This window comes from Nocardia sp. NPDC059229, assembly GCF_042754165.1.
Taxonomy (GTDB): Bacteria; Actinomycetota; Actinomycetes; order Mycobacteriales; family Mycobacteriaceae; genus Nocardia.
The window spans coordinates 1-25,180 of sequence record NZ_JBHZAK010000006.1 but is presented as its reverse complement, the minus strand read 5'-3'; the positions used below and the strand labels follow the sequence as shown (position 1 = coordinate 25,180).

Sequence of the window (25,180 nt, the reverse complement as noted above, 5' to 3'; positions counted from 1 at the left end):
GTAGGACCGTGAAAGTACGGAAGAGAGAGTGGCTGCGCGCAGATTCGAGAGCAGCGCGGTCGTCGCCGCGGGCGGCGGTGCGCGTGCGGAGGGGACGGATGTGGCAACACCGTGCCGCAGTCCCTTCCCCTCCACGGGTACTCGACCTGGCGCTGCGCATCGGGACCGCGCTGTTGGGCGGCGGGGCGAGTTGCCGGGAGGTCGAGGCCGCGATGCGCGCGGTCACCAGCGCATACCGCTTGAACGGCAGCGTCCCGAACGTCACCTTCTCCATGATCAGCCTGTCGTACCAGCCATCGGTGGACGTGGCGCCGCTGGCGGCGGATCGATCGGTGCTGGATCGCGGCTCGCACTACACCCGTGTGGATGCCGTCGAGCGTCTCACCGCGCGCATTGTCGACGGTCTGCCGCCGAGCGCGGCGGCGGAGCAGCTGGCCGCGATCGAATGCGGGCCCGGCCCATACCGGCGGTGGGTGCTGTCGGTAGCGACCGCGCTGGTCTCGGCTTTCGCGGCGGTCATGGTGGGCGGCGGCTGGTGGGTGCTCCTCGGCGCACTCGCCGGCGGCCTGGTCGGCGAGCGCGCCGCGGCGGCGGTAGCCAGGACCGGGGCTGCGCCGTTCTACCAGCTCGGCGCCGCGGCCGTAGCGGCAGCCGGAATCGGTGTCGCCGCAAGCACGGTGACCGACCGGTCTCAGGCGGGCGCCATGATCACCGGTGCGCTCTTCGCGCAATTCCCCGGCCGCCCGCTCGTGCTGGCGATCAACGACGGCTTGGCCGGCTACTTCCTGACCGCCGGCGCACGCCTGCTCGAGGCATTCTTCCTGCTGACCGCCATCGTCTGCGGGGTGACCGCGACCCTGTACATCGGCCGCCTGGCCGGGGCCGGACCGACCGTGCAGGACACCATCCTCAGCCAAACTCCCACTGCCGGCTGGGCACTCGTGCTGACAGCCGGGGCGCTGACCGCAGCCTTCGCTGTCGTTCACGAGGTTCCTCCGCGAGCGATAGCAGCGGCCACGGCCACCGGCCTGGCGTGTTTCACGACCTACCATCTCCTCGTCGTCGCGCACCTGGCCCCTGTGGCCGCGACGGCCGTGGCGGCCATACTGATCGGCATCTTCGGCGGACTCGGAGCCCGCGTGCTGGGCAGCAGCACCCTGCCGCTGCTGGTGCCCGCCCTCGCTCCCCTGCTCCCCGGCCGCTCGCTCTATCTCGGGCTGCTGGCCCTCAGTGAGGGGCGTTTCGCAAGCGGCGGACCGCAATTGGCCCTGGCAATCACCCTCAGCCTCACACTGGCAGTGGGCACCGACGTGGGCCTCCAGATCGTCGGCCGCCCCGCCCGTGCCACCGGCCATCTCCGGCCGGCCGAACCGGTCCGAACGCGCACTACGACTGCGGAATTGGCGGGAAACTGCCGTTCAGCTCTGGATCGTGCGTGATTGCACCGACCGACCGGAACTCGGCATCTCGGTGCGTTCGTGACGCTGAAATGATTTGGGCGCGTTGGCCTCCGATCCGCGCCCGGACGAAAGCCGCCGACTGGATCGAGAACCTGGTCAGGGGCTTTCGTCGTGCGGTCAATTCGTCAGCGCTGCCAGATACCGCTGTCGATGAAGTTGGCCCACACGTCGGCAGGGAACGCCAGGATCGGGCCCCGACCGTTGTCCTTCGTGTCGCGCACCAGCGTGGCAGCCGGGTCGTGCCGAACCTCGACACACTCCTTGCCAGCATCGGAGAAGCTCGACTTGTACCACTCGCTCATTACCGGCTTCTTCATGCCGTGTGCTCCTTTGCGATTCGCACCAGCAAGTCCCTGGTGTCCTGCGCTGTCAACGCTACAGCCCGAAGACCGGCGATTGCTTCACGATATTCGTCGACCTCTTCGTCGTGCTCGTGGAGAACGCTGCCGATGGCGCCTTCGGCGTATACCACTGGCGGCAAAGTCATCCCACTCGTGCCTTTGGGCAGATGGAGCAGGATGAACTGCTGAATGACAAGCCCCGGGTGTGGGCCGATAGCGAACGGGAGCGCCCGGATCTCGATATTGTCCCGGTCTCCAACCTCGGCGAGCCACCGCAGTTGCGCTGACATGACCTCCGGCTGCCCAGGCCTGTTCCACAAGACCGCTTCGGATATGAACGCCTCCAACCGAAAACCGGCATCGTCCAGCCGTATTTGCCGCTTTTGGGTGAGCTCGACCCGCCGTTCTACGTCCACTGCGGACAGACGTGGCAGGGTGACGCGGACGATTTCCCGCCGGTAGTCAGCAGTCTGCAACAAGCCGGGCACGATTACCGGTTGGTACGTGATGATCTGCTCTGCCACTCCTTCGAGCCGGAGGAGCTTCTCGAAGTTCGGCGCGACTTGGTCGCTGTACGGCTGCCAGAACCCTTTCGAGTTCCCCTGCGCCTTGGCCGCATTGTCCTGTGCTCGAACCTCTTCCAGAAGCTTGAGCGCCTTGGCCTGATCCTCCGGGGAAGCGTGGTAGTACTCGAGCAGGTCCTTGATCTGCGGCCTGGTGAGCTTGGTCGGCGAGCCTTCCTCCATTCGCATCAGGACAAATCGCGTGACCTCGAGGTGCGCCGCCGCGGTCGACAGGGCCGTACGAGGTGCTTTTGATCGCACAGATTTCATAAAGTTTCCGAAATCCATGCGAGAGACCGTCAAACCGGCCATTTCGTTAGCCTCGCTATCTGGGAAACGTTCTCTACGCACATGTGCGTTCTGCACCTCAATCTTATTTCACGCGACTGTATGCCATGCACGTATTGCCGCAGCACTTTTCGGCGCATGCTTAGTGCATGGCACCTGACGGCGACAGCGTTGGCCCGCCGCAGTGGAATGAATCCGAAAGCAACAGGAGTCGAAATGACTTGGGATGCTTGGGCTTTGATGCTCTTGACGATCGTTGAGGCAGGTGTCTTCATCGCCTGCCTGGGCGGGGATATAAGAAATTCCGGTCGGTACGGAAATAGCGAGCGTGGCCGTCACCGACGCGGACGCAAGGAAATTGGCGAGCGCAGGGAGGTGAATGGGTCGTGGACATCTACGAACGGCTGGAAAATTGCGATGTCGGGGAGCGGGAACCGGCCATGACGTCGGCGGAGGCGATGGAATCGCTTGTGTTGCATCAGGATTGCCTGACCGCGATGTGTGAGCGAAAGATGGCGGCGCGGCAGATCATCAAGACCGACGCGGAAAAGATCGAGTCCGCGAAGGTCATTCGGTTTCCGGCGAGTCGAATGGAGCCGGGTTGTGGCACGTGTGATCCGTAATCGGCATCGGGCACCCTATCGGCGGCCCGCCACGCTCGCCGAGGCGAAGAGCGGACTCGATCGGCATCGGGCGTGCCTGGACGACTGTGCGGCGAAAAAGGCCTATGAGCGCGCCGTCCAGGAGATGGTTCGCGGGCCTGGTCTCGGGTGGAACATCTGGCGAGCGGACACCGGTGGGGTTCGGTGAAAAAAAGTGGCGCATCACCCGACGGTGATGCGCCACTTACAGTTTCGCGACAGCGATGTCAGCCGCGGATCTTGGCCGCGACCGAGGCCACGGCGGTCTCGGCCGGGAGTTCCTCGGCTGTGCCGGCGAAGCGGTCGCGGAGTTCGATCTTGCCCTCGGCCCAGCCGCGGCCGACGACCACGATGTAGGGCATGCCGAGGAGCTCGGCGTCCTTGAACTTCACGCCCGGGGAGGCGGTGCGGTCGTCGAGGAGGACCTCGAAGCCGAGGGAATCGAGTTCGGCGGCAACCTGTTCGGCGCCCGCGCGGGCGCCCTCGTCCTTGTTGGCGATGACGACGTGGACGTCGAACGGGGCGACCTCGCGGGGCCAGCGCAGGCCCTTGTCGTCGTGCATCTGCTCGGCGAGCACGGCGACCATGCGGGACACGCCGACGCCGTAGGAGCCCATGGTGAGACGGACCGGCTTGCCGTTCTCGCCCAGCACGTCGACCTCGAAAGCGTCGGTGTACTTCTGGCCGAGCTGAAAGATGTGGCCGATCTCGATGCCGCGGGCGGCTTCCAGGACGCCGCGGCCGTCGGGCGAGGGATCGCCGTCGCGAACCTCGGCGGCCTCGATGGTGCCGTCGGGGGTGAAGTCGCGTCCGGAGACCAGGCCGACGTAGTGCTTGCCCTGCTCGTCGGCGCCGGTGATCCAGGCGGTGCCGGAGACCACGCGCGGGTCGACGAGGTAGCGGACGCCGTTGGCCTGCAGGGCCTTCGGGCCGATGTAGCCCTTCACCAGGAACGGGTTGGCCTTGAAGTCGGTCTCGTCCAGCAGTTCCACCTCGGCCGGCTCGACGGACGCCCCGAGGCGCTTGTCGTCGACCTCACGATCGCCGGGGATGCCGACGCCGAGGATCTCGGTCTTGCCGTCGGGGTAGCGCAGCTTGACCATGACGTTCTTGAGCGTGTCGGCGGCGGTCACCTCGCGACCCAGCACGTTGGCGGTATTGGCCCAGTCGACCAGCGTCGCGATGGTCGGCGTGTTGGGGGTGTCGTGGACGACGGCGTCGGCCTGTCCCTCCAGCGGGATCGCCGGGGGCGCGGCGGTGATCACGGCCTCCACGTTTGCGGCGTAACCGGATTCGCGGCAGATGACGTAGGTGTCCTCGCCGACGGGGCTGTCGGCCAGGAACTCCTCCGACGCCGAGCCGCCCATGGCGCCGGAGGTGGCGGCCACGATGACGTACTTGACGCCCAGGCGGTCGAAGATCTTCTGGTAGGCCTCGCGGTGGGCGTTGTAGCTGTTCTTCAGCCCGTCCTCGTCGAGGTCGAAGGAGTACGAGTCCTTCATGATGAACTCGCGCCCGCGCAGGATGCCCGCGCGCGGGCGGCCTTCGTCGCGGTACTTGGTCTGGATCTGGTACAGCGTGACCGGCAGATCCTTGTAGGAGCTGTACTCGCCCTTCACCGTGAGGGCGAACAGCTCCTCGTGGGTGGGGCCGAGCAGGTAGTCCTGGCCCTTGCGGTCCTTGAGCCGGAACAGGCCGTCGCCGTACTCGGTCCAGCGGTTGGTGGTTTCGTACGGTTCGCGCGGCAGCAGCGCCGGCAGCGAGATCTCCTGGGCCCCGATGGCGTTCATCTCCGACCGGACGACATCCTCGACCTTGCGCAGCGTGCGCAGGCCGAGCGGCAGCCACGAGTAGACGCCGGGCGCGATGCGACGCACGTAACCGGCACGCACCAGCAGCTTGTGGCTGGGCACCTCGGCGTCGGCGGGGTCGTCGCGCAGGGTGCGCAGGAACAGGTGGGAGAGGCGGGTGATCACGGCTCAACACAGTAGCCGCTGCTCGCGCACAGTTCACAAGGCATTACCGTGTTGGCTCGTGCTGGTGCTGCTGCCTCCCTCAGAAACCAAGTCCGACGGTGGTTCGGGCGGTCCCCTGGACCTGGATTCCCTCGCGATGCCGCAGCTCACAGCGGTGCGCGACAAACTCGTCACCGAGTTGATCGCGCTGGCCGCCGATCCCGACGCCGCGCGTGCCGCGCTGACACTGGGCAAGGGGGCTGACGCGGAGATCGCGCGCAATGCCGCCCTGCGCACCTCCGCCACCCGCCCGGCCCTGGACCGCTACACGGGTGTGCTGTACGACGCACTCGACGCGGCCCGGTTCACCAAGGCCCAGCGCGCCAAGGCCGAGGCGCGCCTGGGCATCGGCTCGGCGCTGTTCGGGGTGATCCGCGCGGGCGATCCGATTCCGGCCTACCGGCTTTCGGGCGGGTCGAAGCTGCCGGGTCTGCCGACGCTGCAGTCGCTGTGGAAGGCGGTGCTGCCCGCGGCGCTGCGCGCGGAGGCGGCCGGGCACCTGGTGGTGGATCTGCGGTCGGGCACCTATCAGAATCTGGGCCGGGTCCCGGGCGCGGTCACCGCGACGGTGCTGACCGAGCGTCCGGACGGGAAGCGAACCGTGGTGAGCCACTTCAACAAACACCACAAGGGACTGCTGGCGCGGGCACTGGTGCTGTCGCGGTCGGAGCCGTCGGATATCGACGGGCTGGCCCGAGTGGCCGAGAAGTCCGGACTGCGCACCGAGATCGCCTCGCCGACCGAGCTGCTCATCATCACCTCCTGAGCACACCGATTTCCTATAGGGAACTTCGCTCGGCCGCGGCGGTCCCGGCTGGCTAGAGTGGCCTGGTGGAACCCAAAGACCTGGATCCGGAAGTGCTCGAGCTGGCGAGCAAGATCTTCGATCTGGCCCGCAACGGCGATGCCGCCACCCTGGGCGCCTACCTCGACGCCGGGGTGCCGGTGAACCTGACCAACGACAATGGCGACACGCTGCTCATGCTGGCCGCCTACTACTCGCACCCGGAGGCGGTGAACGCCCTGCTGGAACGCAAGGCGGACCCCAACTTCGGCAACGACAAGGGCCAGACCCCGCTGTCCGGCGCGGTGTTCAAGGGCTCGGACGAGATCGTCCACGCCCTGCTCGCGGCCGGGGCCGATCCGAACGCGGGCAGCCCGTCCGCGCGGGACGCGGCCGAGATGTTCGGGCAGACCAAGTATCTGGCGCTGTTCGACAAGTAGGGTGAACCAACCAACTCTCGTAGCTCTCAGGGGCTTCGCCCCCGAACCCCAGAGGCACGACTCTCGTAGCTTCCAGAGGCTTCGCCCCGAACCTCCTGAGAGGCACGACTTCCGGCCTGCGGGCGAGATCGCCACGCAGGCCGGACTTTTCGCGTGTTCGCCCGGTTACTGCGTCCGCTGGTAAGTGCGGAAGGCCGACAGCGCCCAGAGGAAGGCGAGCGCTGCCAGGGCGGTCAGGTAGCCGAGGTGGGCGGCGACGAAGCCCGCGTCGGCGGTGCCCGCGAGGCCGGTGCGGCCGATGTCGACCGCCCAGGTCACCGGGTTGAACTTGGAGATGGCCTGGACCCAGCCCGGCATGAGGGAGGTGGCCATCATGCCCGAGGACAGGAAGGTCAGGGGCAGGATGATGAGCTGGGACATGCCGATCAGGGCGATCTGGCTGCGGGAGATCAGGGCCAGGGCCACCGAGCCCGCGCAGAAGACGGCCGCCAGCAGGGTGGCCGCGATCAGCGCCAGCGCGATGCCGGTCACGCCGCCGGGATAGCGTGCGCCGCCGGCGAATCCGATGAGCAGGACCAGCGCGGACTGGACCAGGCCGATGGTGAGCTGCACGCCGAGCTGGCCCGCCACCACCGCGCTGCGCGAAATCGGTGCGGTGAGTAGCTGATTCATCACGCCGTTGTCGATGTCCTCGATGTATCCGGTACCCGCCCAGACGCCCGAGTAGAGCACGGTCATCATGAGCACGCCGGGCGCCAGGAAGGTGATGTAGTTCGCTGCCCCGAATCCCGGGATGTCGCCGACGGATTTGAAGACCTGCCCGAACAGCAGGATCCACACGATGGGCTGCAGCAGCGCCGCGAACACGCCCCAGGATTCGCGCAGGGTGTTCACCATCCAGCGCCGGAAGATCTGCCCGGCCGCCACCGGCCAAGCGGCCGTGGGGTTTTCGCGGGTGACGGGCAGGTCGGAGGTGAGCACGGTCATGCCGCCACCTCCGTCCGGTCGCGGTTGTTGTCGGCCCGGTACGAGCGGCCCGCGTAGTGCAGGTACACATCGTCGAGGGAGGGCCGGGAGATGGAGACCGCGCCGAAACCGATGGCGGCGGCGTCGAATTCGGAAATGACCCGGCCGACGATGCCGGAGGGGTCGTCGGTGCGGGCGATGAGCCTGCCGTTGGGCCCGTCCTGCTCGACGACGATATCCCGCAGTGCCGGAATGGATTCCCCGACCGCGCGCACGGCGGCCACATCCGGTGCGATGAGTTCGACCGTGAGGGTGTCGCCGTCGAGTGTCGACTTCAGTTGTGCCGGTGTGCCTTCGATAACCGCGCGCCCGTGATCGATGATGACCAGGCGATCGGCCAGCTCGTCGGCCTCCTCCAGATAGTGGGTGGTCAGCACCACGGTGAGGGCCGCCTCGGTGGACAATCGCCGGATCTCCGACCACATCTCGGCCCGGGCCTGCGGGTCCAGGCCGGTGGTCGGCTCGTCCAGGAACAGCACCGACGGCGTGTGCACCAGTCCGACGGCGACGTCGAGTTTGCGCCGCATGCCGCCGGAGAGCTTGGACACCTTGCGGTTTCGCGCCTCGGTGAGCTGGAACTGATCGAGCAGCCCGTCGGCCCGGGTCACCGCGTCGTGGCGGGTCAGGCCGTGCAGGCGCGCGGCCATGACCAGATTCTCGAAGGGCGTCTGCCGCGGGTCGGCGCCCGAGCCCTGTGAGACGTAGCCGATGCGATGCCGGATGGCGGCCGCGTCGGTGGTGACATCGAATCCGGCCACCCGCGCGGTCCCGGAATCGGCCCGCGACAGGGTGGTGCAGATCTTGGTGGTGGTGGACTTGCCCGCGCCGTTGGGGCCGAGCATGCCGTAGACGGTGCCGGCGGCAATGCCGAAGCTCAGGCCGTCGAGGGCCCGCACATCGGGCTTGCGGCGGCCGCCGGGATAGGTTTTGACCAGGTCGTGCACCTCGACCGCGGCCGAGGGCATGGGTGTGACGGACATGGTTGTTCGTTCCTCGTCAGGTGTGGGAACGACCACGGGACCGGTGGATATGCTGGGAATGCGGTTCGAGCATCCGGCGGTTCGCCGTCGGTCGTTCGGATTCGGCGACGGCTCGGGTGTTGGCGCACCCGGGCCGTCGTTGTTGCCGGGCCGATTGCCCGGCTCACGTCGGCGGCGTCGGCAACCCCCATTCCTCGAGCAGCTTGTCGCCGATGTCCGGGGGCACCCGGCCGGCGGGGTATCGGGCGACCAGGTCGGCCATGGTGCGCCAGCCCTCGATGCCGCCCAGGTCATCGGATTCGATGCGGGCGGCCAGGGCGGCGGTGAAGTCGCGGTCGGCGGTGAGCATGTGCATCTCGTAGTTGCCCTCGATGAGCAGCACTTCGGGCAGCCAGGAGACGACGGCGTCGGTGGCGGCGCGGATCTCGGCAATCTGCTTGTCCAGCACCGTGACTCGCCGCCGCAGCAGGGCCGCGGCCTCGTCGGGTCCGAGCGCGGGCAGGAACGACAGCGCGGCCATGAACCGCGGGTATTCCTTCTCCGGTTCGGATATCCAGGCGCGCAACCAGTCCCGCATCTCGACGACACCGTCGGGGGTGATGCGGTACACGGTCCGCGCGGGCCGGTTGCCGTCCTGTTCAGCGCCGACGACCTCGATGAAACCCTGGTTCAGCAGTGATTCGACCACCGGGTACAGCGCGCCGTAATTGATCCGCACGCTACCGTCCTTGCCGCGCTGCTTGAGGGTCTGCGAGATCTGATACGGGTGCATCGGCCGCTCCCAGAGCTGCACGAGTACGGCCAGCGCCAGGGGATTGACCCGGCGGAACGCCCGCTTCCCAGCCATGCTCACCCCGGTTACTCTGATCAGAGTATTTTCTTACTCTGGCCAGAGTACTCCCCCGCCAACGACCCAGCAAGGAGGGGAATGCGGGGTGAGCATGCCGGACATGCCGTGCTAAATTGGTCGCACGTCCAATAGTTGACGCGTTCATCTATTTCTCATTCAATTTCGCCACACTGGTTACTCGCCGGTAATCCCCCGCGCGATGCATAACCCGTGACGGATTTTCTTCGAAGTACCACCACCAGCCGGCGAACAGTCCTCGCCGGAGCGGGAGCCCTAGCGGTCGGCGCGGCCCTCGGGGCGACGGCCCCACGTGCCTCCGCCGCCCCGCTGCCAGCGCCCGCGGATTCCGGTATCGACCACATCATCGTGGTGATGATGGAGAACCGCTCGTTCGACCACTACCTGGGCTGGCTGCCCGGAGCGAACGGCAAGCAGGCCGGGTTGACCTTCACCGACCGTAACGGGGCGGCACACAACACCTTTCACCTGGCGACCACGCAGGGCTGCCAGTACAACGATCCCGACCACTCCTTCGAGGGCGGCCGCGTGGAGTACAACGACGGCAAGTGCGACGGCTGGCTGCGCGCCGGAACCAACGACGAATTCTCGATCGGCTATTACGAGCGGGGCGATCTCGGCTTCTACGGAAATGCCGCGCCGGCGTGGACGGTGTGCGACAACTACTTCTCGGCGATCATGGCCGAAACCTATCCGAATCGCTTCTATCAGCATGCCGCGCAAACGGACCGCATTCACAATTCGACGACCATCTCGACCCTGCCGACCATCTGGGATCGCCTGGCGGCGGCCGGTATTCAAGGCCGCTACTACTTCTACGACACACCGTTCCTGGCGCTGTGGGGCAGCAGGTACCTGTCCATCTCGCGCCCGTTCGCGACCTTCCTGTCCGATTGCGCGGCCGGGACGCTGCCCGCGGTCTCCTTCGTCGATCCCAAGTTCCTCGACGAGGACACCGGCACCTCGGCCGACGATCATCCGCACGCCGATATCCGTGCCGGACAGGCGTTCCTGAACCAGGTCTATCAGGCCGTCACCAACAGCCCGGCCTGGTCGCGCACCCTGCTGATCATCAACTACGACGAGTGGGGCGGCTTCTTCGACCACGTGCCGCCGCAGGTCGCGCCGGATGCCAACCCGGGCTGGGGGCTGCGCGGATTCCGGGTGCCGTGCCTGGTGATCTCCCCGCTGGCGCGGCGCGGGCACGTGGCCCACGAGGTCTACGACCACACCTCGGTGCTCAAGGCGATCGAATGGCGATGGGGGCTGCCGTCCCTCACCCCGCGCGACGCCGCCGCCCGCAATATCGCCGAGGTGCTCGACTTCGGCAGCGCACCGAATCCCACTGCGCCGCAATGGAATGTGCCGCCCGCGCCACCGGGGGTGTGCGCCCCGGCCGTGGTGGCCGACTTCGAACAGTGGAATACCCTGCGCGCCGTTGCCGCATCGACGGGATGGAGTCTGTGATGCGCCGGCTCGGCCAACTCATCGTGGTGCTGGTGTTCACGATCGCCGCGCTGGCCGTCGGCTATGGCCCGCATGCGACCGCGGATCCCGGCGCGCCGCACATCTTCGTGATCCAGCTGGAGAACAAGGGGTACGACGAGACCTGGGGACCGGCGTCGGCCGCACCGTATCTGAGCAAGACCCTGCGGTCGGAGGGGGTGCTGCTGAGCCAGTACTACGGCATCGGGCACAACAGTCTGGACAACTACATCGCCCAGCTGTCCGGTCAGGGACCGAATGCCGAGACGCAGGCCGACTGCCAGATCTACAGCGACTTCGCGGGCGCCGGAACGGTTCCGCCCGGCCAGGCGGTCGGTCAGGGCTGCGTGTACCCCGCGTCGGTACCGACGCTCGCCGGGCAGCTGACGGGGGCGGGCCGCAGCTGGAAGGGCTACATGGAGGATATGGGCACGCCCTGCCGCCATCCGGCCCTGAACAGCCAGGACACCACCCAGAAGGCGACCGCCGCAAGCCAGTACGCGGCCCGGCACAACCCGTTCGTGTACTTCCACGAGATCATCGACTCGCCCGCCTGCCAGCAGCAGGTGGTCGATCTCGGTGCGCTGAAGAGTGATCTGGCACAGCCGGATACGACGCCGAACTTCGCCTATATCACCCCGGACCTGTGCGACGACGGGCACGACTCCCCCTGTGTCACGGGCGCTCCGGGCGGGCTGGCGTCGGCGGATCTCTGGCTGCGAGAGTGGGTTCCGGTGATCACCTCGGCCCCGGCCTTCCAGCAGAACGGGATCCTGATCATCACCTTCGACGAATCCGATGGGCCGCAACAGGATTCCTCGGCGTGCTGTGGCGAGGGTCCCGGCCCGGACAGTGCCCTGCCGGGTATCACCGGCCTCGGCGGCGGCCGGGTGGGCGCCCTGGTCATCTCACCCAGGTCGGTGACGCCGGGCACCTTCAGCGACACACCGTACAACCACTATTCGCTGCTGGCGAGCATCGAGGATCGATTCGGCCTGCCGTATCTGGGCTATGCCGCCGCACCGGGTCTGCCGCGCTTCGGAACCGAGGTGTTCAACCGGAGGAACTGACGCGGCCGCCGGCCGGGGTGCTGCCGAGCAGGGGCGGGCAGCACCCCGGCCGTTGCGCTACTGCTGCGCGGTATGTCCCGGCAGCACGCAGACGGCGTCGAGGCCGAGCACGTGGTTGAGGCGGCCGAAGGCCAGCCAGGAGCCGAGGCACATGGACAGTTCGACGATCTCGGCGTCGGAGTAGAGCGTCTTCATCCGCTCGAAGAACTCGTCGTCGAGGTTGTGGTGGTCGAGGGCGTAGCGCTCGGCGTACTCGGCGGCCATCCGGGTGCGGTCGTCGAAGGATTCGGTGGTGCGCCACTCGGTCACGTCGTCGGCGAAGGACTCCTCGACCTTCTCGCCATTGCGATCGGTGCGCCAGTCCAGGCAGAACAGGCAGCCGTTGATCTGGGCGATGCGCAACCGCGCGGCCTCGAATTCGCGCAGTCCCAGGGTGCTGTGCGAGTAGACGGCGAGGGAGAAGTTGGAGGCCGCGACGCCGATGCCGGGCACCATTTCGCCCCACACGTAGCCGATGGGGTCCTTGCCCTCGGGAATGTCGATGATCATGCCGATGGGTTCCTTCCGAGAGTGCCGAACGGCAGCGGGACGTCGAGGGCGTCGTAGAGGCCGGGCTCGGCGTCGGCCAGCCACGGGATGGCGTTCACCAATCTGCCCACGGCGGTGGCGTTTCCGCCCGCGGAGTGATTGCCGTCCTCGTCGGTGGCCTGCACGGTGATCTCGATGCGCGGGCGGCCCTCGATGAGCACGCGGTGTGCGCCGGCGCCGCTGGGAGGGTGCGGCCAGTCGGGGGCGCAGCTGGCGTGGATGCGGGTGATGTGCTCGATGACGATGCGCGGGCTACCGTCGACGATGCCCTGCACCTCGAAGCGCACCGCGCCCTGGGTGCCCGCCTCGAATTTGCCCATGCGCTCGGTTTCGACGGTTTCGTCCAGCGCGCGCCGCTCCACCACCTCGCGAATGTCGGTGAGCGCCACGCCCAATCCGCGCGCGATCATCCGAATCTGCCCGCCCCACACCATGGTCGGGATGGTGGGCGCGAGCATGGGCGGCTGATAGTCCAGGGGCTGGCCCATGCCGACCAGGTAGCGCACCGAGTCGGGCTGGTCGTAGGTGGAGTAGTCGAAGATCTCCTGGCAGCGCAGCACATCCACGCTGCTGCCGAGGCCGCTCATGAGCAGCGGCAGGACGTCGTTGCCCCAGCCGGGGTCGATGCCGGAGACGAACAGGGCGCCGCCGCCCTCCGCGATGGCCGCCGACACCCGGTCCTGCAGTTCGATCGGGGCGCTGCGGTGGTCGTAGAGTGCATAGAGCGCGGGCGTGACCACCACGGCCCCGGTGCGCAGGGCGCGTTCGATGTCGGCGAGGGCGTCGTCGGGGCGGATGTCGCCGGACGCGGCGTAGACGATGGCGCGGGGTCCGGCCGCGAGCGCGGCGTCGACATCGGCGGTCGCCGCGATCCCCACCGCGCTGTCCAGCCCGGCCAGGTCACCGGCGTCGCGGCCGACCTTGGCCGGGTTGTGGACCAGGACGCCGGTCAGCTCCAGGCCGGGGTGCGCCGCGACGGCCCGGATGGCGGCACGGCCGACATTGCCCGTGCCCCAGACCAGGGTGGAAATCATGTCCGAAACGTAGCAAATGCTTGCTAGGTAGATGTCCGATTCGGCTACATTGCGGTATGGATTTTGCAGCTCTCGAATCGATTCGCGCACTCAAGTATCGCTACCTGCGCACGCTGGATCTGAAGCAGTGGGACGAGTTCGGGGACACGCTCTGCGCGGACATCGTCGGGTCCTACGGATCGCCGTCGGGCGGACTACCGGCCCAGTTCACCAGCCGCGACCAGATCGTGGATTTCATGCGCGGCGCGCTCAGCGGGAACATCATCACCGTGCACGTCGCCAACCACCCGGAAATCACCGTCGACGGCGATACCGCTTCCGGCAGTTGGTGTCTGGAGGACACCGTGATCGCCGCCGACTACGGCCTGCTGATCCGCGGAGCGGCCTACTACCACGACACCTACCGCCGCGAGGACGGCGTCTGGCGCATCGCGAGCACCGGCTACCAGCGCATCTACGAATCCAAGATGTCCACCGACGCGCTGCCCGGCTACGCCCTCACCGCCAACCGCTGGGCCCCGGCTGCCGAGCCCCGGCAGGGCTGACGTAGTCCGCGCCGGGCGAGGGCGCGGCATCGGCTGCCGGAGACGATCAGTGTCCGGCCGACAGGCTGGAGGAGCCGCTCGGCAGGGCGATCTTCGGCAGCCGGAGATTCGCGTCCGGAACGCCGGTGCCGTTCGGGTCGAGCAGGCCGCCCTGCTCGGCGTAAGAGCTCTCACCCGGCGCCGCCTGCAGGGTGCCGAGGTACCTCCACAGGCCGCCCGCGAGCGTGCCGCCACCTACCAGCAGGGTCCCGGCCAGACCGCCCGCACCCGCGAAGGCCGCGAGCGCGGCGGGCGCGGTGGCCAGGCAGACGGGGCCGACCACCAGGCAGGAACCGAGGCCGATCACCGCCCCGACCAGCAGGCCGATAACAGTGCCGCCAACGGTTCCGGCCAGCGTGGCCGTCGTCATCTTCCCGGCCAGCTCGCCGAGCGCGAGTTGGTTCTCCAACGGGGAGGCCACCGGCTGGGCCGCGGCCCGGACCGCCGGATCGGGGGTGAGTGTCAGCCGGTGTCCGTCCGCCGAGATCTGTTGGCCGAGGGCGTATTCGCGACCATCGAGCTCGAATGTCAGTGGCAGATCGGCCAACTGCCGACCGGTGCCGTCCTGGACCGTCACCGACCGCTGATCCGACGACAGTACGAAGCCGCCGACCTCGATGGTCGAGATCACGGATTCGGGGGTGACGCTCCCCCGCCACTGCGGATCTGCGCCGGTTCCCGCGGCTGCCGGACCCGCCGCCACACTCACGGTGGCCACCGCGAGCGACGCGACGGCGGTGGCGAATGCTGTTGTGCTGATTCGCATCTGGTTCTTCACCCTCAGTGATTCGCGCCGGTCGCGTACTGGCCGTACTGGCTGGTGCCCGGTGCCGCGTTGAGAGTGGTGACGTAGTTGTAGGCGGCGACGGCGGCACTGGGCCCGCCCGCGAGCACCAATCCGGTCAGTCCCCCGGCCGCACCGGCCAATGTGACGATGGGCAGCACCGCCACGACACAGCCGAGGCTGAGCACCAGGCACGACGCACCCGCGACCGCGAGCCCGATTCCGACGCCGGCCACCGCCCCGACGGCGGTGCCGATCAGGCTGCCGACCGAGGTACTGATGCTGACCGCGTTGATGAGATCGTTCATCGCCAACTGGTTCTCGACCGGCGAGGCCACCGGCCGCACCGATGCCCGGACCAGCCCGGTGACATCCGGGACCAGGGTCAGGGTGCGCGCGTCGGCCGAGATCTCCGGCCGGATCGGTAGCTGTCGGCCGTCGACCTCGGCGGCCAACGGCAGGGTGTCGAGCGTGTGTCCGAGCCCATCACGCACAGTCACCGACCGTTGGTCGGCAGCGAGCCCGAAAGTGCCGTCCTGCAGCGTCACGACCACCGAATCTCCCACCGCGGCAGCGTGATAGGAGATGGCCGGAGCGGTCGGGTCCGGCGCTGCCGCTGCGGTCGCGGCGCTGACAGCGACGCTCGCGACAGCGGAAAACGCTGTCAGGGCCAGGGTGTGAAATTTCATGGCGAGTTCCTCATCGCAAAGCAAGTTGTCACGTGTGCTCGGCTTCCGGGCGCCCACCGGGTTCGGTGAGCCGGAAGTCCGGGGGATCAGAAGGGGCGGGACGGCAGCGGCCTGATGAGCGGAGCGAGCAGTTCCCCCGAACGCTCGACGGTGAGGACCTCCGCGGGATCCAGCGTGATGATCTCGCGCTGGGATTCGTCGATCTCCCACACGTCCTCGCCGACCAGCCGGCCCTGGTCGTCGTAGGGCCAGATCATGTGCTCGACGTTCTTGACGAGATAGGTCGCGTCCGGGTCGACGTCGGCTCCGCCCGCAGCGAGGATCGCACCGGGTGTCTGCTGGTAGATCGCCGCGGTCGAGCAGATCATGTTGTCGCCGACCGCAAGCTTCTCGTCCTCGGCATAGAAGATGCACTGGCCGGTGCCGCTCCACTCGCTGTAGACGGCCTGCACTGCCTCGGCGCCATCGAGGACGGTGTTGGTTCCGAAAACGTTGAAGTGGTAGATGGGATGCTCGATAGTCATGTCCGGGGCGAAGATCTCCTTCCATCGTCCGGCCATCTCCAGATTGCGATGCCGGTCGTATGCCTGCAGCAGGTATCGGTGCCGTGGGTTGTCCGTGGTCTCGATCAAGCGCCGCACGGCGATGTTGGTCATGGTGATGTCGAATCGGTGCACGATGGTTCCTTCTCTTTCTGTTGCAGCCGGCGCTACGGGTCAGTGCGTGGTCGTGATTCCGGGTGGGTTCCAGGTACCGTCGACGGTCTTCGTGTCGGGCCAGTACAAGCGCAGTACCAGGTTGAAGTCGCCCGACACCGGAGCCGGAAGCCAGTTGGATTCCCGTGCCGCGCCGGGATTTTCGTGCTGGATGTAGAGGTCCAGCGAGCCGTCAGGGTTCTTGTGCAGCTGCTCGCCACGTACCGCATACCGATTGATGGGGTTTGCGATGAAGAAACCCTTGTCGTTGTACATGGTCAGCGACCAGAACGCGTGCACCGGCGGAATCTGATCGGGGGCGAAATGCAGAACGTAGTTCCGGTCGGAGTTCAGCTGCGCGGCGGTCGCATCGGTGCGGGTGTTCGGGTAGATCGCATCCTCGGGCAGGTTCGCGCCGAGCCCGCCGTGCGCGATATTGGAGCGCCGCTCGTAATCGGTCCCGTAGGTGCCCATCCCCGTGCGTGCGACGTTCCAGCCGTTGACCGGTTTACCGACAAGATCGATCTCGATCTTCGACAGCGCCTTGGGCCACGCGTCCTGCCACGCTCCGCGGTCGGACCCCGGCAGTTGGCTCAGGTCCAGCTTCTTGTCCGGTGTCCACCCGGCTTCGGCCAACCGGTCGAGCAGGCCCTTGTCCTCCGGTCGCGGCTGATTGTGCGACAGGCTCGAGTAGTACAGGTCCCAGTACTGCTGCGGGGTGAGGTGGTGAATGTAGGCGGCGACCTCCTGACCGGTGGGCCAGTCCGGGTGCAGGTCGGTGTTGTCCGGTGGTGTGTAGGCGGTGCCGTAGGCACTCAGCGGCACGGCCGTCAGCTGCCGTTGGATCGCGGTGACCGCAGGAAGGTCGTCGGGTCCATTGACCTGAATCCGGCCGATGACCCAGCCGCCGTCGGTCGGCATCTTGTACTCGTGCACCCCTGCCGGGAGGGTGCCGTGCCAGCTCGGGCCGGTGATCGCGAACTGATATCCATGGCCCGCGCCGAGAGTGCGGGTGCCCGGCGACGCCTGCACATTGGTCCACATGTCCAGGATCGGGAACAGGTGGTAGCGATCACCCATGTCCGGAACGCTGACCACCAGCGGCTCCTTGGATACGTCGTAGAACATCGACGAATACAGGGTGTCGACATTCGGGCGCACCACGGCGGTGAACGATGCATCGGGCAGAAACGCCATATTGGCGAACTGGTTCATCGGTGCCGCGGTGCGCCCGTTCGGGCGTGGCAGGTTTGTCAGCTGCCGACGCGTGACCTCCATCGTCACCAGCGGATAGGTGTAGACGTAGGCGTTGGCCGCCGCGTCCTCCTTCGCGGCTTCGCTCGGCGATGAACTCTTCGAACACGCCGTCAGCGCGACCGCGAGCATCAGCGCTGCGGCAAGTGCCGCCGCGACCTTGCCTCGACGAGATCTGGAACTCAAGGATCCTTCTGGATAGACACGAACGAGAGCGGACGGCTCTTGTACGGATCACACAACATGCCTCCGCCGCTCGACGCATCCGCAATTCACCGGGAATATGAGCCTGAGCTGGCCTTATTCCGCTTCGCTGAAGAAACTACCAACCATGATGTGACGGCAACCACTGTCAAATGGTCAATGTAGATTCGAATAATTGACCATTTGGATAGTTCTTGGCACCATCTGGCCATGCATACAGTCCCGGGCGGCGACGAGATCCAGGCAACGGTCCAAGCCGTCGCCGGCGAAATGCTCCCCCGGTGCCCCGCACTCGCCGAAGACGCCGCACAACTCATTGCGGACCGTGTCGGTGAAATTCGCCGGGCGGGCGTCGAGGACATCGTGCTCGCGACATGCCGGGCGAACACGCTGGTCGCGTTCGACTATCTGGCCCGGGGCGTACCGCTGGAGATGTTCATGCCCTCGGCGGAGGTCATCGAACGCACTCGCATGCTGGTGCAGCGTGGGCTGCCGTTGACCGCGGTGATCCGCGGCTACCGCATCGGTGCGAACCTGTTGACCGAACAGTGGTTGGACGCGGTCTATGCCTACGGGCCCAATGATCGCCGATCAGTGGAGGTCGCCAAAGCGGGCACCTCGTACATCCTGTCGTGCCTCGATCTGATGACCGAACGGATATCGGAGGAGTACCGAAACGAAGACGAGCGGCTCGCGCGTGAACGCTCGCTCTCCCATCTCGAAGATGTGCGCCGCGTGCTCTCCGGCTCGGACACCGACGTGGACAATGCGACATACCGACTGGGATACCGGCTCTCGGGACGGCACACGGCAATCGTGTTGCGCGCCTTGACCAACGATGCGGACGCGGGCGTGTCGCTCGACATGGCAGTCCGGGAACTGGGCCGGGCGACCCGGGCACCGGGGTTGACCGTTCGTGTCGACATCCGCACCATGTGGTGCTGGCTGCCGAGCCCTGCGGATGATCACCTGCGCATCCCGTCACCCTCGGTGCCGGTCCTGGTCGCCATCGGCAATCCGGCCGGCGGCCTCGACGGGTTCCGCCACAGCCACAGAGAAGCCCTCGACGCACTGCGCGTCTCGGAGATGACCGCCCCTTCCACCGCCACGGTCACCCACTACCGCGACGTCGATATCGCAGCCATGTGCTCGATCGTCCCGGAGCGATGCCACGAGTTCGTCAGCTCCGAACTCGGCACATTGGCGAGCAACGACCGCACGACACGGCGCATCCGCGAAACCCTGATGGCGTTCTATTCCGCCAACAGCAACTTTCGTGCGACTGCCGCGAATCTCGGCATCCACCACAACACCGTCCGATACCGCCTCGAACAAGCGGAACTCGCCATTGGCAGACCGGTTGGCGAGCGCCGCTTGGCACTCGAGCTCGCACTCCACCTCGCACATGCCATCGGGATCGTCGACGACGAAATCCCCCGGACGAGCATCCGATGACATATCAGTCGGACCCTCTCCAGAGCAACCTATCCCGCGTAGCCCCCCAACCCTTGCCGCGTCTCGGGCTTTCGTCTCCGGAATCTGTTGGGACGAAGTACATTTCGATCATAGATACGACAAATGGCAGGCTTACCGTCACGCCTACCATGGCGGGTGCCCGTTGCCTCCGGTTGCCGCCGTCTAGCTGATCCGATTGGTATCGGACTGCGCGAAGCGGGCGATGGCGCGGGCGACCGCCTCGCCCATGGCGGGGCTGCCGGTGTGGCCGGAGTCGTCGATGATGCGCAGGCGGGCGTCCGGCCAGACTTTGGCGAGTTCCCACGCGGTTTCGAGCGGGGCGCTCAGATCGAGGCGGCCGTGGATCAATTCGCCGGGGATCCCGGCGAGCCGACCGGCTTCGCGCAGCAGTACGCCTTCGTCGAGCCACGCCGCGTGTGCGAAGTAGTGCGTGCAGATCCGGACGAAGGCGAGCATGGCGGCGTCCGGCTTGCTGCTGTACTGCCCTGGGCTGCCCAGGGATTCGTGCGCGATGACCGCGTCCTCCCAGCGACACCACTCGATCGCGGCACTGCGGCGTACCACCGGGTCCGGGTGTTCCATCAACTGCCGGTAGCCCTCGACCGGGTCACCGTCGCCGGGCAGCGCGGCCCGGAACCGCGCCCATTCGGCGGGCAGCAGCCGCGCGACACCCCGGTACAGCCAGTCGATCTCGCGGCGGCGGGTGCTGGTGACACCGACCAGCACGATCCCGGTGACCCGCTCCGGGTATCGCTCGGCGTAGGCGAGGATGAGCGTCGAGCCCCAGGACCCGCCGTAAAGCAACCAGCGGTCGATGCCGAGGTGGGTGCGCAGCCGCTCCATATCGGCGATCAGGTGCTCGGTGGTGTTCACCGCCATGTCGGTGTCCGGATCGGCGGCGCTCGGAATGCTGCGTCCGCAACCGCGCTGATCGAACTGCACGATCCGGAAGACGTTCGGATCGAACGACTTCCGCGCTCGCGGGCTGCTCCCGCTGCCCGGCCCGCCATGCACCACCAGCGCGGGCCGGCCCGCTGGGTTGCCGCTGGTGCACCAGTACACCTGGTTTCGGTCACCGACCTCGAGCAGACCGCCGGCGTATGGATCGATCGAGGGAAAGGACGTCGGCACGTTTGCCAAGGTTAGCGGAGGCACGCAGCATCGACGGCGGCGCGGGCGTTGACCTGGCCGTGGCACCAACGTACGGAACGTATTACGGGAAGAGACCTGGTCCAGTGATATCCGCACATCGCCGGTTCAGTACGTTCGCTGTCGGCTGCGCCGGCACGCCCGGACCGCGCCGTAAGCGGCCAAGCAGTGCTTTCGCGGACCGCGACTTGGCCGATTTGGTGGTACTCGATGGCGACACGCGACCAGTGGTTGTTGTGAGTGGATAGTGTTGTGTCCCATGGAGTTCGAACGAGCAGAACGCATAGCCGGGCGCTCTGGTCATCGGATGCGCGAGGGACGAACAAGCCAGCTTTCTCTTCGATCTGCTGTCGCCGACTCTCCCAGAGGCCCTCGGCCGCTCAACCGAGCCGAGTTCCCCCAACCCTGACCTAATCGTTTGGGCCAACGAAGATTTCAGACTGATCCTCGTTCGGACATCGATCGACATTCAGCTGCTCGCCATACCGAAATATTGATCTGACCAAGTCGCGTGCTACAGCCGGGTTGTCGATGTGAGTGGCGCCCCTATCGCCGATGATCGGTTCAGGTTCGGTCCCGGCTGTTGGTTCATTTCGCGTCCGATCTGGGTGGCGGGCCGACTCTGCCCTACTGGCCAGCGGGCGGGCCGCGGCCTGAGACGACCTCAGTTCGTTGATCTTTCCGGAGGCCCGCGCTGACCGGTTCCGACAGTGCGGGAAGCAGACTGTAGCGGACGTTCTCCGCCGCAGTCGATCTTGGCCCGCTGCCTCCTAGGGTGACCGGTTCGGTCAGCGCGGATGCAGCATGCGAGTTGACACCAGCGAACGGCGGGCGTGGGTGATGGGACTCACTCCGGTCGATCCGGATTCGCGCGTGCACCCAGTGTGGAATCTGCACTGGGGCAGGACAATTCGCCTGCCCTGCGGTACACAAGCATTCCGATGCTCCCAAGGAGAAGCTTGAACGTGCCGATGAGAATCTCGATGAAGTTGGTTGTCGCCCTGTCGATTGCGGTTGGGTGGTACAGCATCGCAGATGCTGCACAGGCGATGCCGTTCCCGAACCCCCGTGAACGGTAGTACCTACCAAGTCGGGGAGGGTCGGTGGGATGTCAGACCAGGGTCGTACGAATTGAATGCCGGCCGGGTGCGGACAGATATTCATCGACAAGGCCTCCGGTAAGCTCGCCTCCCGCCACGAGTTGAGCAAGGCACTGCTGGTGACCAACCACCCGTGAGTGCGTCGTGCTGGGCTTCGGGGTGTTGGTCGCGGGTGGGCACTCGCCCGTATCGGGGTCCCGGCAGTTTTCGCGGAATAAGCAACATATCCGTTGCCGCCCAACGGATTACGGCAATCCGCCCGATCTTAGGCGAAGGCTCCTGGGACCCCCCTCAGCCCTCGAGGGCCTACTCTGGCGTGAAAGTCGCTCGGATGAGTGATCGAGTCGCTGGGAATCCGAACGGGCCAGACCAGGCGTACGGTCCCATCAGTATGCGTGCGCGCCGCGCCTCAAACGTCCACGAGGGCATGACCGAGATGCTCGGCCGCACCCCAGACTGCGATGGCCCGACCGGCCGGCAGGAGCGCCGTGCGCACAGAGACCTCAGCGTCGACGGCCACTGTCGCAGCCGGATACCACGTGCCGCCGAGGAGAACCTGCCCTCCGGTGCTTGTCCGGGGAACTTCTGGCTCGCCGGGATTTCGCAGCAGAGCGGCCACGGCGATCGCGATGGAGGCCCGAGAGGTTGGGTCGGTTGTGACGTACGACGGCCACGGGAGGGTGACCACGCCGTAGGCCCGGTCATTGTTGTCGTGATAGCGCAGCCAGATGTGCGCGGGCTTCGCGGTCGCGGTGACAGGACTGCCGATCGAGACCGGCTCGCGATCGAGCAGCCGCGCCACCTGATAGCCGGACGCGGCGACAGAATCCTCGTAGGATGCCCAATAGGTCCAGTCGACGGAATTCGGCATCGTAATCCGCGGTGGCAGTCCGATCGTCATGTGATCAACTCTGCCACAGCATATTCCACGAGATGCAGCGGTCACACGATCACCGGGTGTTCGGGATACGCCGAGGGCGAGGTGGTCGTGCGGGTCCCGTTCGAGCCAGAGCGCTCGCCACGTCCCGCGCACCCGAACCAGCGCGAAACCTCCTTCGTCGTACATCTGCCGGGCCAGTTGCACCTGGCGAGGTCCGAGTTTGGGTCTCTGACCGCCGGACCGTCCGCGGGCGGCGGCCAGGCCGTCGCGGGTGCGCGGTGCATTCACCCAGGTCGGCATCTGAGTTATCGCAGATAAGGGCACTATCTGCGGAACTCCTTGGAGTGACTTTTCGCGAAACTGGGCACGTCTGTCACGAAAGACATGCCATTGCAACGCATTTGGCGTGTACCGGGCTGCTTGGAGTGACTCTTCGGCCGGTTGGACCCCACGGGCCGTGATCGCCGACCAGACCTCCCGAGGCATCTAGATCGCGATTGGACGATCCCGCCAGACCTCCGTGTCACGCGATGCCACGAATTGGCTTCAGCTGAAGCGTGCGTTCAGGTTGCGCGCTTCTCGGCTGTTGCGGATGTTCCGCCGGCCTCGGATCGGCACGGCCAGTTGATCTTCCGATGCCCCGCGCTGGCCGGTTCGGTCAGCGCGGCATGGGGCAGAAGCGGATGGTTCGGCGCCATGCACATCGGCCTGGCGAGCCTTGTCCAGGCTCGTAGGCAGCTAGAGAGCAGCGTGTCGGTGATCGCCATTAGCGTGTTGCCATCACGCGCACGCCGCTGGCAGGTGAGGCAATGACGGAATACGGTCGCGACACGTTCGTCGAGATCGCACGGTATCTGGCTTCCGATCGACCGGTGATCGCCGATGCGGTGCGACAACATGACGATGACAGCGACGCTCTCGAAGAACTGCTGATAGGACTCGAAGAGGCGGAAGTCATCGTCTGGCGCGTCGCCAAAGAAGATCCGGCCACAGTAGTGCGGCTCCTGCAATCCCTACCTGCGGCTCCACAACAACTCCCGGTGGGATGGTTCGAATTCATCTGCGCCCGGACCGACGAACTCGACAGAGGTTCGGCTATGGAGTTGTTGCTCGAGTTGATCGGTGAACTCAGTCTTCAAGGTGGTACGTCCTTGATCGAAATCGATACGCAGGCAGACGATTACGCCCTCACCTTCCTACCGGTCGAGTCCGCGCGCAGGTTCGTTGACATTGCCCCGGCCTACCTCGCGCCGATGCGTCTGAGCCGCGATGCGACGGTTCGATTCGCGGCAGCAACGGACCCTGCTCTCCGAACCGAGGTGCATTTTGCATACAAGGTCACCGGGCTCGACAACTCGGATCACGCTTTCGAGGTACTGCAAGCAATGGATTCCCTCTACGAACGGATGCTCACTGGATGGTGGGTATCCGGCACCATCGACCAGGTAGATGACGGTCCTTGGGCGGCTCTCGGCGACACAGAAGGCACCCCATTGCACGTGATCGACTTCGAACGGTGGCAACCGGTGTTCACCGACGAGCTTCGACAAGTTGTGTCATCACTCGCCCCGCGAGCGCAGACGTCGATCGGCTGGGATCAAACCGGGGCATAGCCGCTGATCCTTGAAGGCTACGAGACCCTGTCGAGAACACGCTCATCGGCAGAAGCGGACGTTCTGCGCCGCAGCGGGTTCCGACCGCCGGCGCCCCGCGCTGGCCGGTTCGGTCAGCGCGGGTTGCGGCATGACAGTGCATCGAGGGCGCGCCTACCGCATCGGCAAAGCAGGCCGCGGTACTGTCCATCCCTGGGCAACCGTTCAAAGTGATGGTGAGTCGTTCCCTGCAGACTCAACCATCGTGTGCGTAAAGTGATTTGGACGCTCGTTGGTGTCAAGCCGACCTTGTGTGGAGGCCATGCGATGTCAGAGAACGAAGCTCAGCAGAACGCGCCGAACCAGTTAGCCACATTGTCGCTGGGGTACATCCAAGATCAGCCCGATATTGGATTCGCTGATGGATCCGCGATACCTAACGCTATTCCGGTTGTGGACAGTGACCGTCGAGTGGTGGCCGTCTACCGAGCCGAGGCGGTTCCCCCGCCGCAGGCACAGTCCCGGTCGTACACCACCGCAGACCACGCCCTTATCTATGAACCGGACCACGGGCTGTTCGACGTCAGCTACGCAGTAGCGCGGACGCTCGGCCGGTAGTCATCATCTAAGAAGCGGCGGTCACCGGTTTCGACCGGTCCCGCCGTGTCCGCGTGCAGTCCTCGGGTGTCCGTCAGCGTCGTTTCGAGGATGACTGGAGCCCTCTGAGCAGGTCCAGCGGTTGTGAGGGTTCTGATGCACCAGAATGGGTGCAGGAGGATGAGATCACGACATGGCGCGACGACGACACACTCCCGAGCAGATCATCCGCAAGCTTCGCGAGGGCGAGAAGCTACTCGGTGAGAAGTTCTCGATCGAGGAGGTGTGCAAACACCTCGAGATTTCCGAGGCCTCCTGGCATCGCTGGCAGTCCCAGTACGGCGGCATGAAATCCGACGACGCCAAACGGCTCAAAGAGCTCGAACGCGAGAATGCGCGGTTGAAGAAGATGGTCGCCGAGCAGGCCCTCGACATCGACATGCTCAAGGAACTGAACCGGGGAAACTACTGAACCCGGACCGGCGCCGCAGAGCCGTCGTGGTTCTGCAGCAACGATTCCGGGTATCGCAACGGCGTGCCTGCGCGGTGGCCGGGCAGTCGCGGTCGGTGCAACGGCGACCGCCGGCGGTCGC

23 protein-coding genes and 1 pseudogene are annotated in these 25,180 nt (G+C 66.3%); 10 read left to right on the top strand and 14 right to left on the bottom strand.

Features of this window, described 5'->3' with window-relative positions:
* Positions 1-98 precede the first annotated feature (98 nt).
* Positions 99-1,439, top strand: coding sequence for a threonine/serine exporter ThrE family protein (locus ACFXHE_RS15570; RefSeq protein ID WP_379383502.1), 1,341 nt, complete (start codon positions 99-101; stop codon positions 1,437-1,439).
* A gap of 146 nt (positions 1,440-1,585) precedes the next feature.
* On the opposite strand, the gene ACFXHE_RS15565 is transcribed toward ACFXHE_RS15570, so the two are convergent.
* A complete protein-coding gene (locus tag ACFXHE_RS15565) occupies positions 1,586-1,777 on the bottom strand; it encodes a DUF397 domain-containing protein (RefSeq protein WP_379383500.1) in 192 nt (63 codons plus the stop codon).
* Positions 1,774-2,652, bottom strand: a complete 879-nt coding sequence (locus ACFXHE_RS15560; RefSeq protein WP_379383498.1) for a DUF5753 domain-containing protein — start codon at positions 2,650-2,652, stop codon at positions 1,774-1,776. The genes ACFXHE_RS15565 and ACFXHE_RS15560 overlap by 4 nt, the downstream gene beginning before the upstream one ends.
* Before the next feature lie 386 nt (positions 2,653-3,038).
* On the opposite strand from ACFXHE_RS15560, the gene ACFXHE_RS15555 reads away from it, so the two are divergent.
* Positions 3,039-3,275 carry a hypothetical protein gene (locus tag ACFXHE_RS15555; RefSeq protein WP_379383496.1) on the top strand — a complete coding sequence of 79 codons (237 nt, stop codon included), beginning with the start codon at positions 3,039-3,041 and terminating at the stop codon, positions 3,273-3,275.
* A 245-nt stretch (positions 3,276-3,520) separates the two neighbouring features.
* On the opposite strand, the gene ACFXHE_RS15550 is transcribed toward ACFXHE_RS15555, so the two are convergent.
* Complete coding sequence (locus tag ACFXHE_RS15550; RefSeq protein WP_379383495.1) at positions 3,521-5,269, bottom strand: proline--tRNA ligase; 1,749 nt, start codon at positions 5,267-5,269, stop codon at positions 3,521-3,523.
* Between the two features lie 58 nt (positions 5,270-5,327).
* Between ACFXHE_RS15550 and yaaA the strand changes: the two genes are divergently transcribed.
* Positions 5,328-6,074: a peroxide stress protein YaaA gene (gene yaaA / locus ACFXHE_RS15545; protein ID WP_379383493.1), complete on the top strand. Its 747-nt coding sequence runs from the start codon at positions 5,328-5,330 to the stop codon at positions 6,072-6,074.
* A gap of 65 nt (positions 6,075-6,139) precedes the next feature.
* The gene (locus tag ACFXHE_RS15540) at positions 6,140-6,532 is read left to right on the top strand and encodes an ankyrin repeat domain-containing protein (RefSeq protein ID WP_364625878.1); all 393 of its coding nucleotides are present in this window, start codon (positions 6,140-6,142) and stop codon (positions 6,530-6,532) included.
* Positions 6,533-6,697: 165 nt separating this feature from the next.
* On the opposite strand, the gene ACFXHE_RS15535 is transcribed toward ACFXHE_RS15540, so the two are convergent.
* The 3 genes from ACFXHE_RS15535 to ACFXHE_RS15525 form a co-directional block, all read right to left on the bottom strand.
* Positions 6,698-7,519: an ABC transporter permease gene (locus ACFXHE_RS15535; protein WP_379383491.1), complete on the bottom strand. Its 822-nt coding sequence runs from the start codon at positions 7,517-7,519 to the stop codon at positions 6,698-6,700.
* Positions 7,516-8,538: an ABC transporter ATP-binding protein gene (locus tag ACFXHE_RS15530; protein WP_379383489.1), complete on the bottom strand. Its 1,023-nt coding sequence runs from the start codon at positions 8,536-8,538 to the stop codon at positions 7,516-7,518. The genes ACFXHE_RS15535 and ACFXHE_RS15530 overlap by 4 nt, the downstream gene beginning before the upstream one ends.
* Before the next feature lie 163 nt (positions 8,539-8,701).
* Positions 8,702-9,385: a PadR family transcriptional regulator gene (locus ACFXHE_RS15525; RefSeq protein WP_379384158.1), complete on the bottom strand. Its 684-nt coding sequence runs from the start codon at positions 9,383-9,385 to the stop codon at positions 8,702-8,704.
* Positions 9,386-9,598: 213 nt separating this feature from the next.
* Between ACFXHE_RS15525 and ACFXHE_RS15520 the strand changes: the two genes are divergently transcribed.
* Positions 9,599-10,873, top strand: coding sequence for an alkaline phosphatase family protein (locus tag ACFXHE_RS15520; RefSeq protein WP_379383488.1), 1,275 nt, complete (start codon positions 9,599-9,601; stop codon positions 10,871-10,873).
* Entirely contained in the window at positions 10,873-11,961 is a 1,089-nt protein-coding gene (locus tag ACFXHE_RS15515; RefSeq protein ID WP_379383486.1) for an alkaline phosphatase family protein, read from the top strand. The genes ACFXHE_RS15520 and ACFXHE_RS15515 overlap by 1 nt, the downstream gene beginning before the upstream one ends.
* A 57-nt stretch (positions 11,962-12,018) precedes the next feature.
* Here the strand turns inward: ACFXHE_RS15515 and ACFXHE_RS15510 are convergent, their stop codons facing one another.
* Positions 12,019-12,510, bottom strand: coding sequence for a carboxymuconolactone decarboxylase family protein (locus ACFXHE_RS15510; protein WP_364625892.1), 492 nt, complete (start codon positions 12,508-12,510; stop codon positions 12,019-12,021).
* Entirely contained in the window at positions 12,507-13,583 is a 1,077-nt protein-coding gene (locus tag ACFXHE_RS15505; RefSeq protein ID WP_379383484.1) for a dihydrodipicolinate reductase, read from the bottom strand. The genes ACFXHE_RS15510 and ACFXHE_RS15505 overlap by 4 nt, the downstream gene beginning before the upstream one ends.
* A 56-nt stretch (positions 13,584-13,639) precedes the next feature.
* On the opposite strand from ACFXHE_RS15505, the gene ACFXHE_RS15500 reads away from it, so the two are divergent.
* A complete protein-coding gene (locus ACFXHE_RS15500; protein ID WP_379383482.1) occupies positions 13,640-14,128 on the top strand; it encodes a nuclear transport factor 2 family protein in 489 nt (162 codons plus the stop codon).
* A 46-nt stretch (positions 14,129-14,174) separates the two neighbouring features.
* Here ACFXHE_RS15500 and ACFXHE_RS15495 read toward each other — a convergent pair whose 3' ends face one another.
* The 4 genes from ACFXHE_RS15495 to ACFXHE_RS15480 all read right to left on the bottom strand — a co-directional run bounded on the left by ACFXHE_RS15495 (position 14,175) and on the right by ACFXHE_RS15480 (position 17,775).
* The gene (locus ACFXHE_RS15495; protein ID WP_379383481.1) at positions 14,175-14,933 is read right to left on the bottom strand and encodes a hypothetical protein; all 759 of its coding nucleotides are present in this window, start codon (positions 14,931-14,933) and stop codon (positions 14,175-14,177) included.
* A 14-nt stretch (positions 14,934-14,947) separates the two neighbouring features.
* Positions 14,948-15,640 (bottom strand): hypothetical protein, encoded by a 693-nt coding sequence (locus ACFXHE_RS15490; protein ID WP_379383479.1) that lies wholly within the window; start codon positions 15,638-15,640, stop codon positions 14,948-14,950.
* An 86-nt stretch (positions 15,641-15,726) separates the two neighbouring features.
* The gene (locus ACFXHE_RS15485) at positions 15,727-16,317 is read right to left on the bottom strand and encodes a hypothetical protein (protein WP_379383478.1); all 591 of its coding nucleotides are present in this window, start codon (positions 16,315-16,317) and stop codon (positions 15,727-15,729) included.
* 39 nt (positions 16,318-16,356) lie between these two features.
* Complete coding sequence (locus ACFXHE_RS15480) at positions 16,357-17,775, bottom strand: DUF1254 domain-containing protein (RefSeq protein WP_379383476.1); 1,419 nt, start codon at positions 17,773-17,775, stop codon at positions 16,357-16,359.
* A gap of 228 nt (positions 17,776-18,003) precedes the next feature.
* Here ACFXHE_RS15480 and ACFXHE_RS15475 point away from each other — a divergent pair, with 228 nt between their 5' ends.
* Entirely contained in the window at positions 18,004-19,248 is a 1,245-nt protein-coding gene (locus ACFXHE_RS15475; RefSeq protein ID WP_379383474.1) for a PucR family transcriptional regulator, read from the top strand.
* Between the two features lie 183 nt (positions 19,249-19,431).
* On the opposite strand, the gene pip is transcribed toward ACFXHE_RS15475, so the two are convergent.
* On the bottom strand, positions 19,432-20,400 hold the full coding sequence (gene pip, locus ACFXHE_RS15470; RefSeq protein WP_379383472.1) for a prolyl aminopeptidase: 969 nt from the start codon (positions 20,398-20,400) through the stop codon (positions 19,432-19,434).
* Between the two features lie 1,527 nt (positions 20,401-21,927).
* The gene (locus ACFXHE_RS15465; RefSeq protein ID WP_379383470.1) at positions 21,928-22,419 is read right to left on the bottom strand and encodes a hypothetical protein; all 492 of its coding nucleotides are present in this window, start codon (positions 22,417-22,419) and stop codon (positions 21,928-21,930) included.
* Between the two features lie 788 nt (positions 22,420-23,207).
* Here ACFXHE_RS15465 and ACFXHE_RS15460 point away from each other — a divergent pair.
* Both ACFXHE_RS15460 and ACFXHE_RS15455 read left to right on the top strand, forming a co-directional pair.
* The gene (locus ACFXHE_RS15460) at positions 23,208-24,011 is read left to right on the top strand and encodes a hypothetical protein (protein WP_379383468.1); all 804 of its coding nucleotides are present in this window, start codon (positions 23,208-23,210) and stop codon (positions 24,009-24,011) included.
* Between the two features lie 769 nt (positions 24,012-24,780).
* Positions 24,781-25,180 (top strand): annotated as a pseudogene (locus ACFXHE_RS15455) (transposase); the annotation flags it as partial.

Coding starts and splice junctions, on each gene's coding strand:
- ACFXHE_RS15570 (WP_379383502.1), top strand. CDS start 99: ATGTGGCAACACCGTGCCGCAGTCCCTTCCCCTCCACGGGTACTCGAC.
- ACFXHE_RS15565 (WP_379383500.1), bottom strand. CDS start 1,777: ATGAAGAAGCCGGTAATGAGCGAGTGGTACAAGTCGAGCTTCTCCGAT.
- ACFXHE_RS15560 (WP_379383498.1), bottom strand. CDS start 2,652: ATGGATTTCGGAAACTTTATGAAATCTGTGCGATCAAAAGCACCTCGT.
- ACFXHE_RS15535 (WP_379383491.1), bottom strand. CDS start 7,519: ATGACCGTGCTCACCTCCGACCTGCCCGTCACCCGCGAAAACCCCACG.
- ACFXHE_RS15530 (WP_379383489.1), bottom strand. CDS start 8,538: ATGTCCGTCACACCCATGCCCTCGGCCGCGGTCGAGGTGCACGACCTG.
- ACFXHE_RS15525 (WP_379384158.1), bottom strand. CDS start 9,385: ATGGCTGGGAAGCGGGCGTTCCGCCGGGTCAATCCCCTGGCGCTGGCC.
- ACFXHE_RS15515 (WP_379383486.1), top strand. CDS start 10,873: ATGCGCCGGCTCGGCCAACTCATCGTGGTGCTGGTGTTCACGATCGCC.
- ACFXHE_RS15510 (WP_364625892.1), bottom strand. CDS start 12,510: ATGATCATCGACATTCCCGAGGGCAAGGACCCCATCGGCTACGTGTGG.
- ACFXHE_RS15505 (WP_379383484.1), bottom strand. CDS start 13,583: ATGATTTCCACCCTGGTCTGGGGCACGGGCAATGTCGGCCGTGCCGCC.
- ACFXHE_RS15500 (WP_379383482.1), top strand. CDS start 13,640: ATGGATTTTGCAGCTCTCGAATCGATTCGCGCACTCAAGTATCGCTAC.
- ACFXHE_RS15495 (WP_379383481.1), bottom strand. CDS start 14,933: ATGCGAATCAGCACAACAGCATTCGCCACCGCCGTCGCGTCGCTCGCG.
- ACFXHE_RS15490 (WP_379383479.1), bottom strand. CDS start 15,640: ATGAAATTTCACACCCTGGCCCTGACAGCGTTTTCCGCTGTCGCGAGC.
- ACFXHE_RS15475 (WP_379383474.1), top strand. CDS start 18,004: ATGCATACAGTCCCGGGCGGCGACGAGATCCAGGCAACGGTCCAAGCC.
- ACFXHE_RS15465 (WP_379383470.1), bottom strand. CDS start 22,419: ATGACGATCGGACTGCCACCGCGGATTACGATGCCGAATTCCGTCGAC.
- ACFXHE_RS15460 (WP_379383468.1), top strand. CDS start 23,208: ATGACGGAATACGGTCGCGACACGTTCGTCGAGATCGCACGGTATCTG.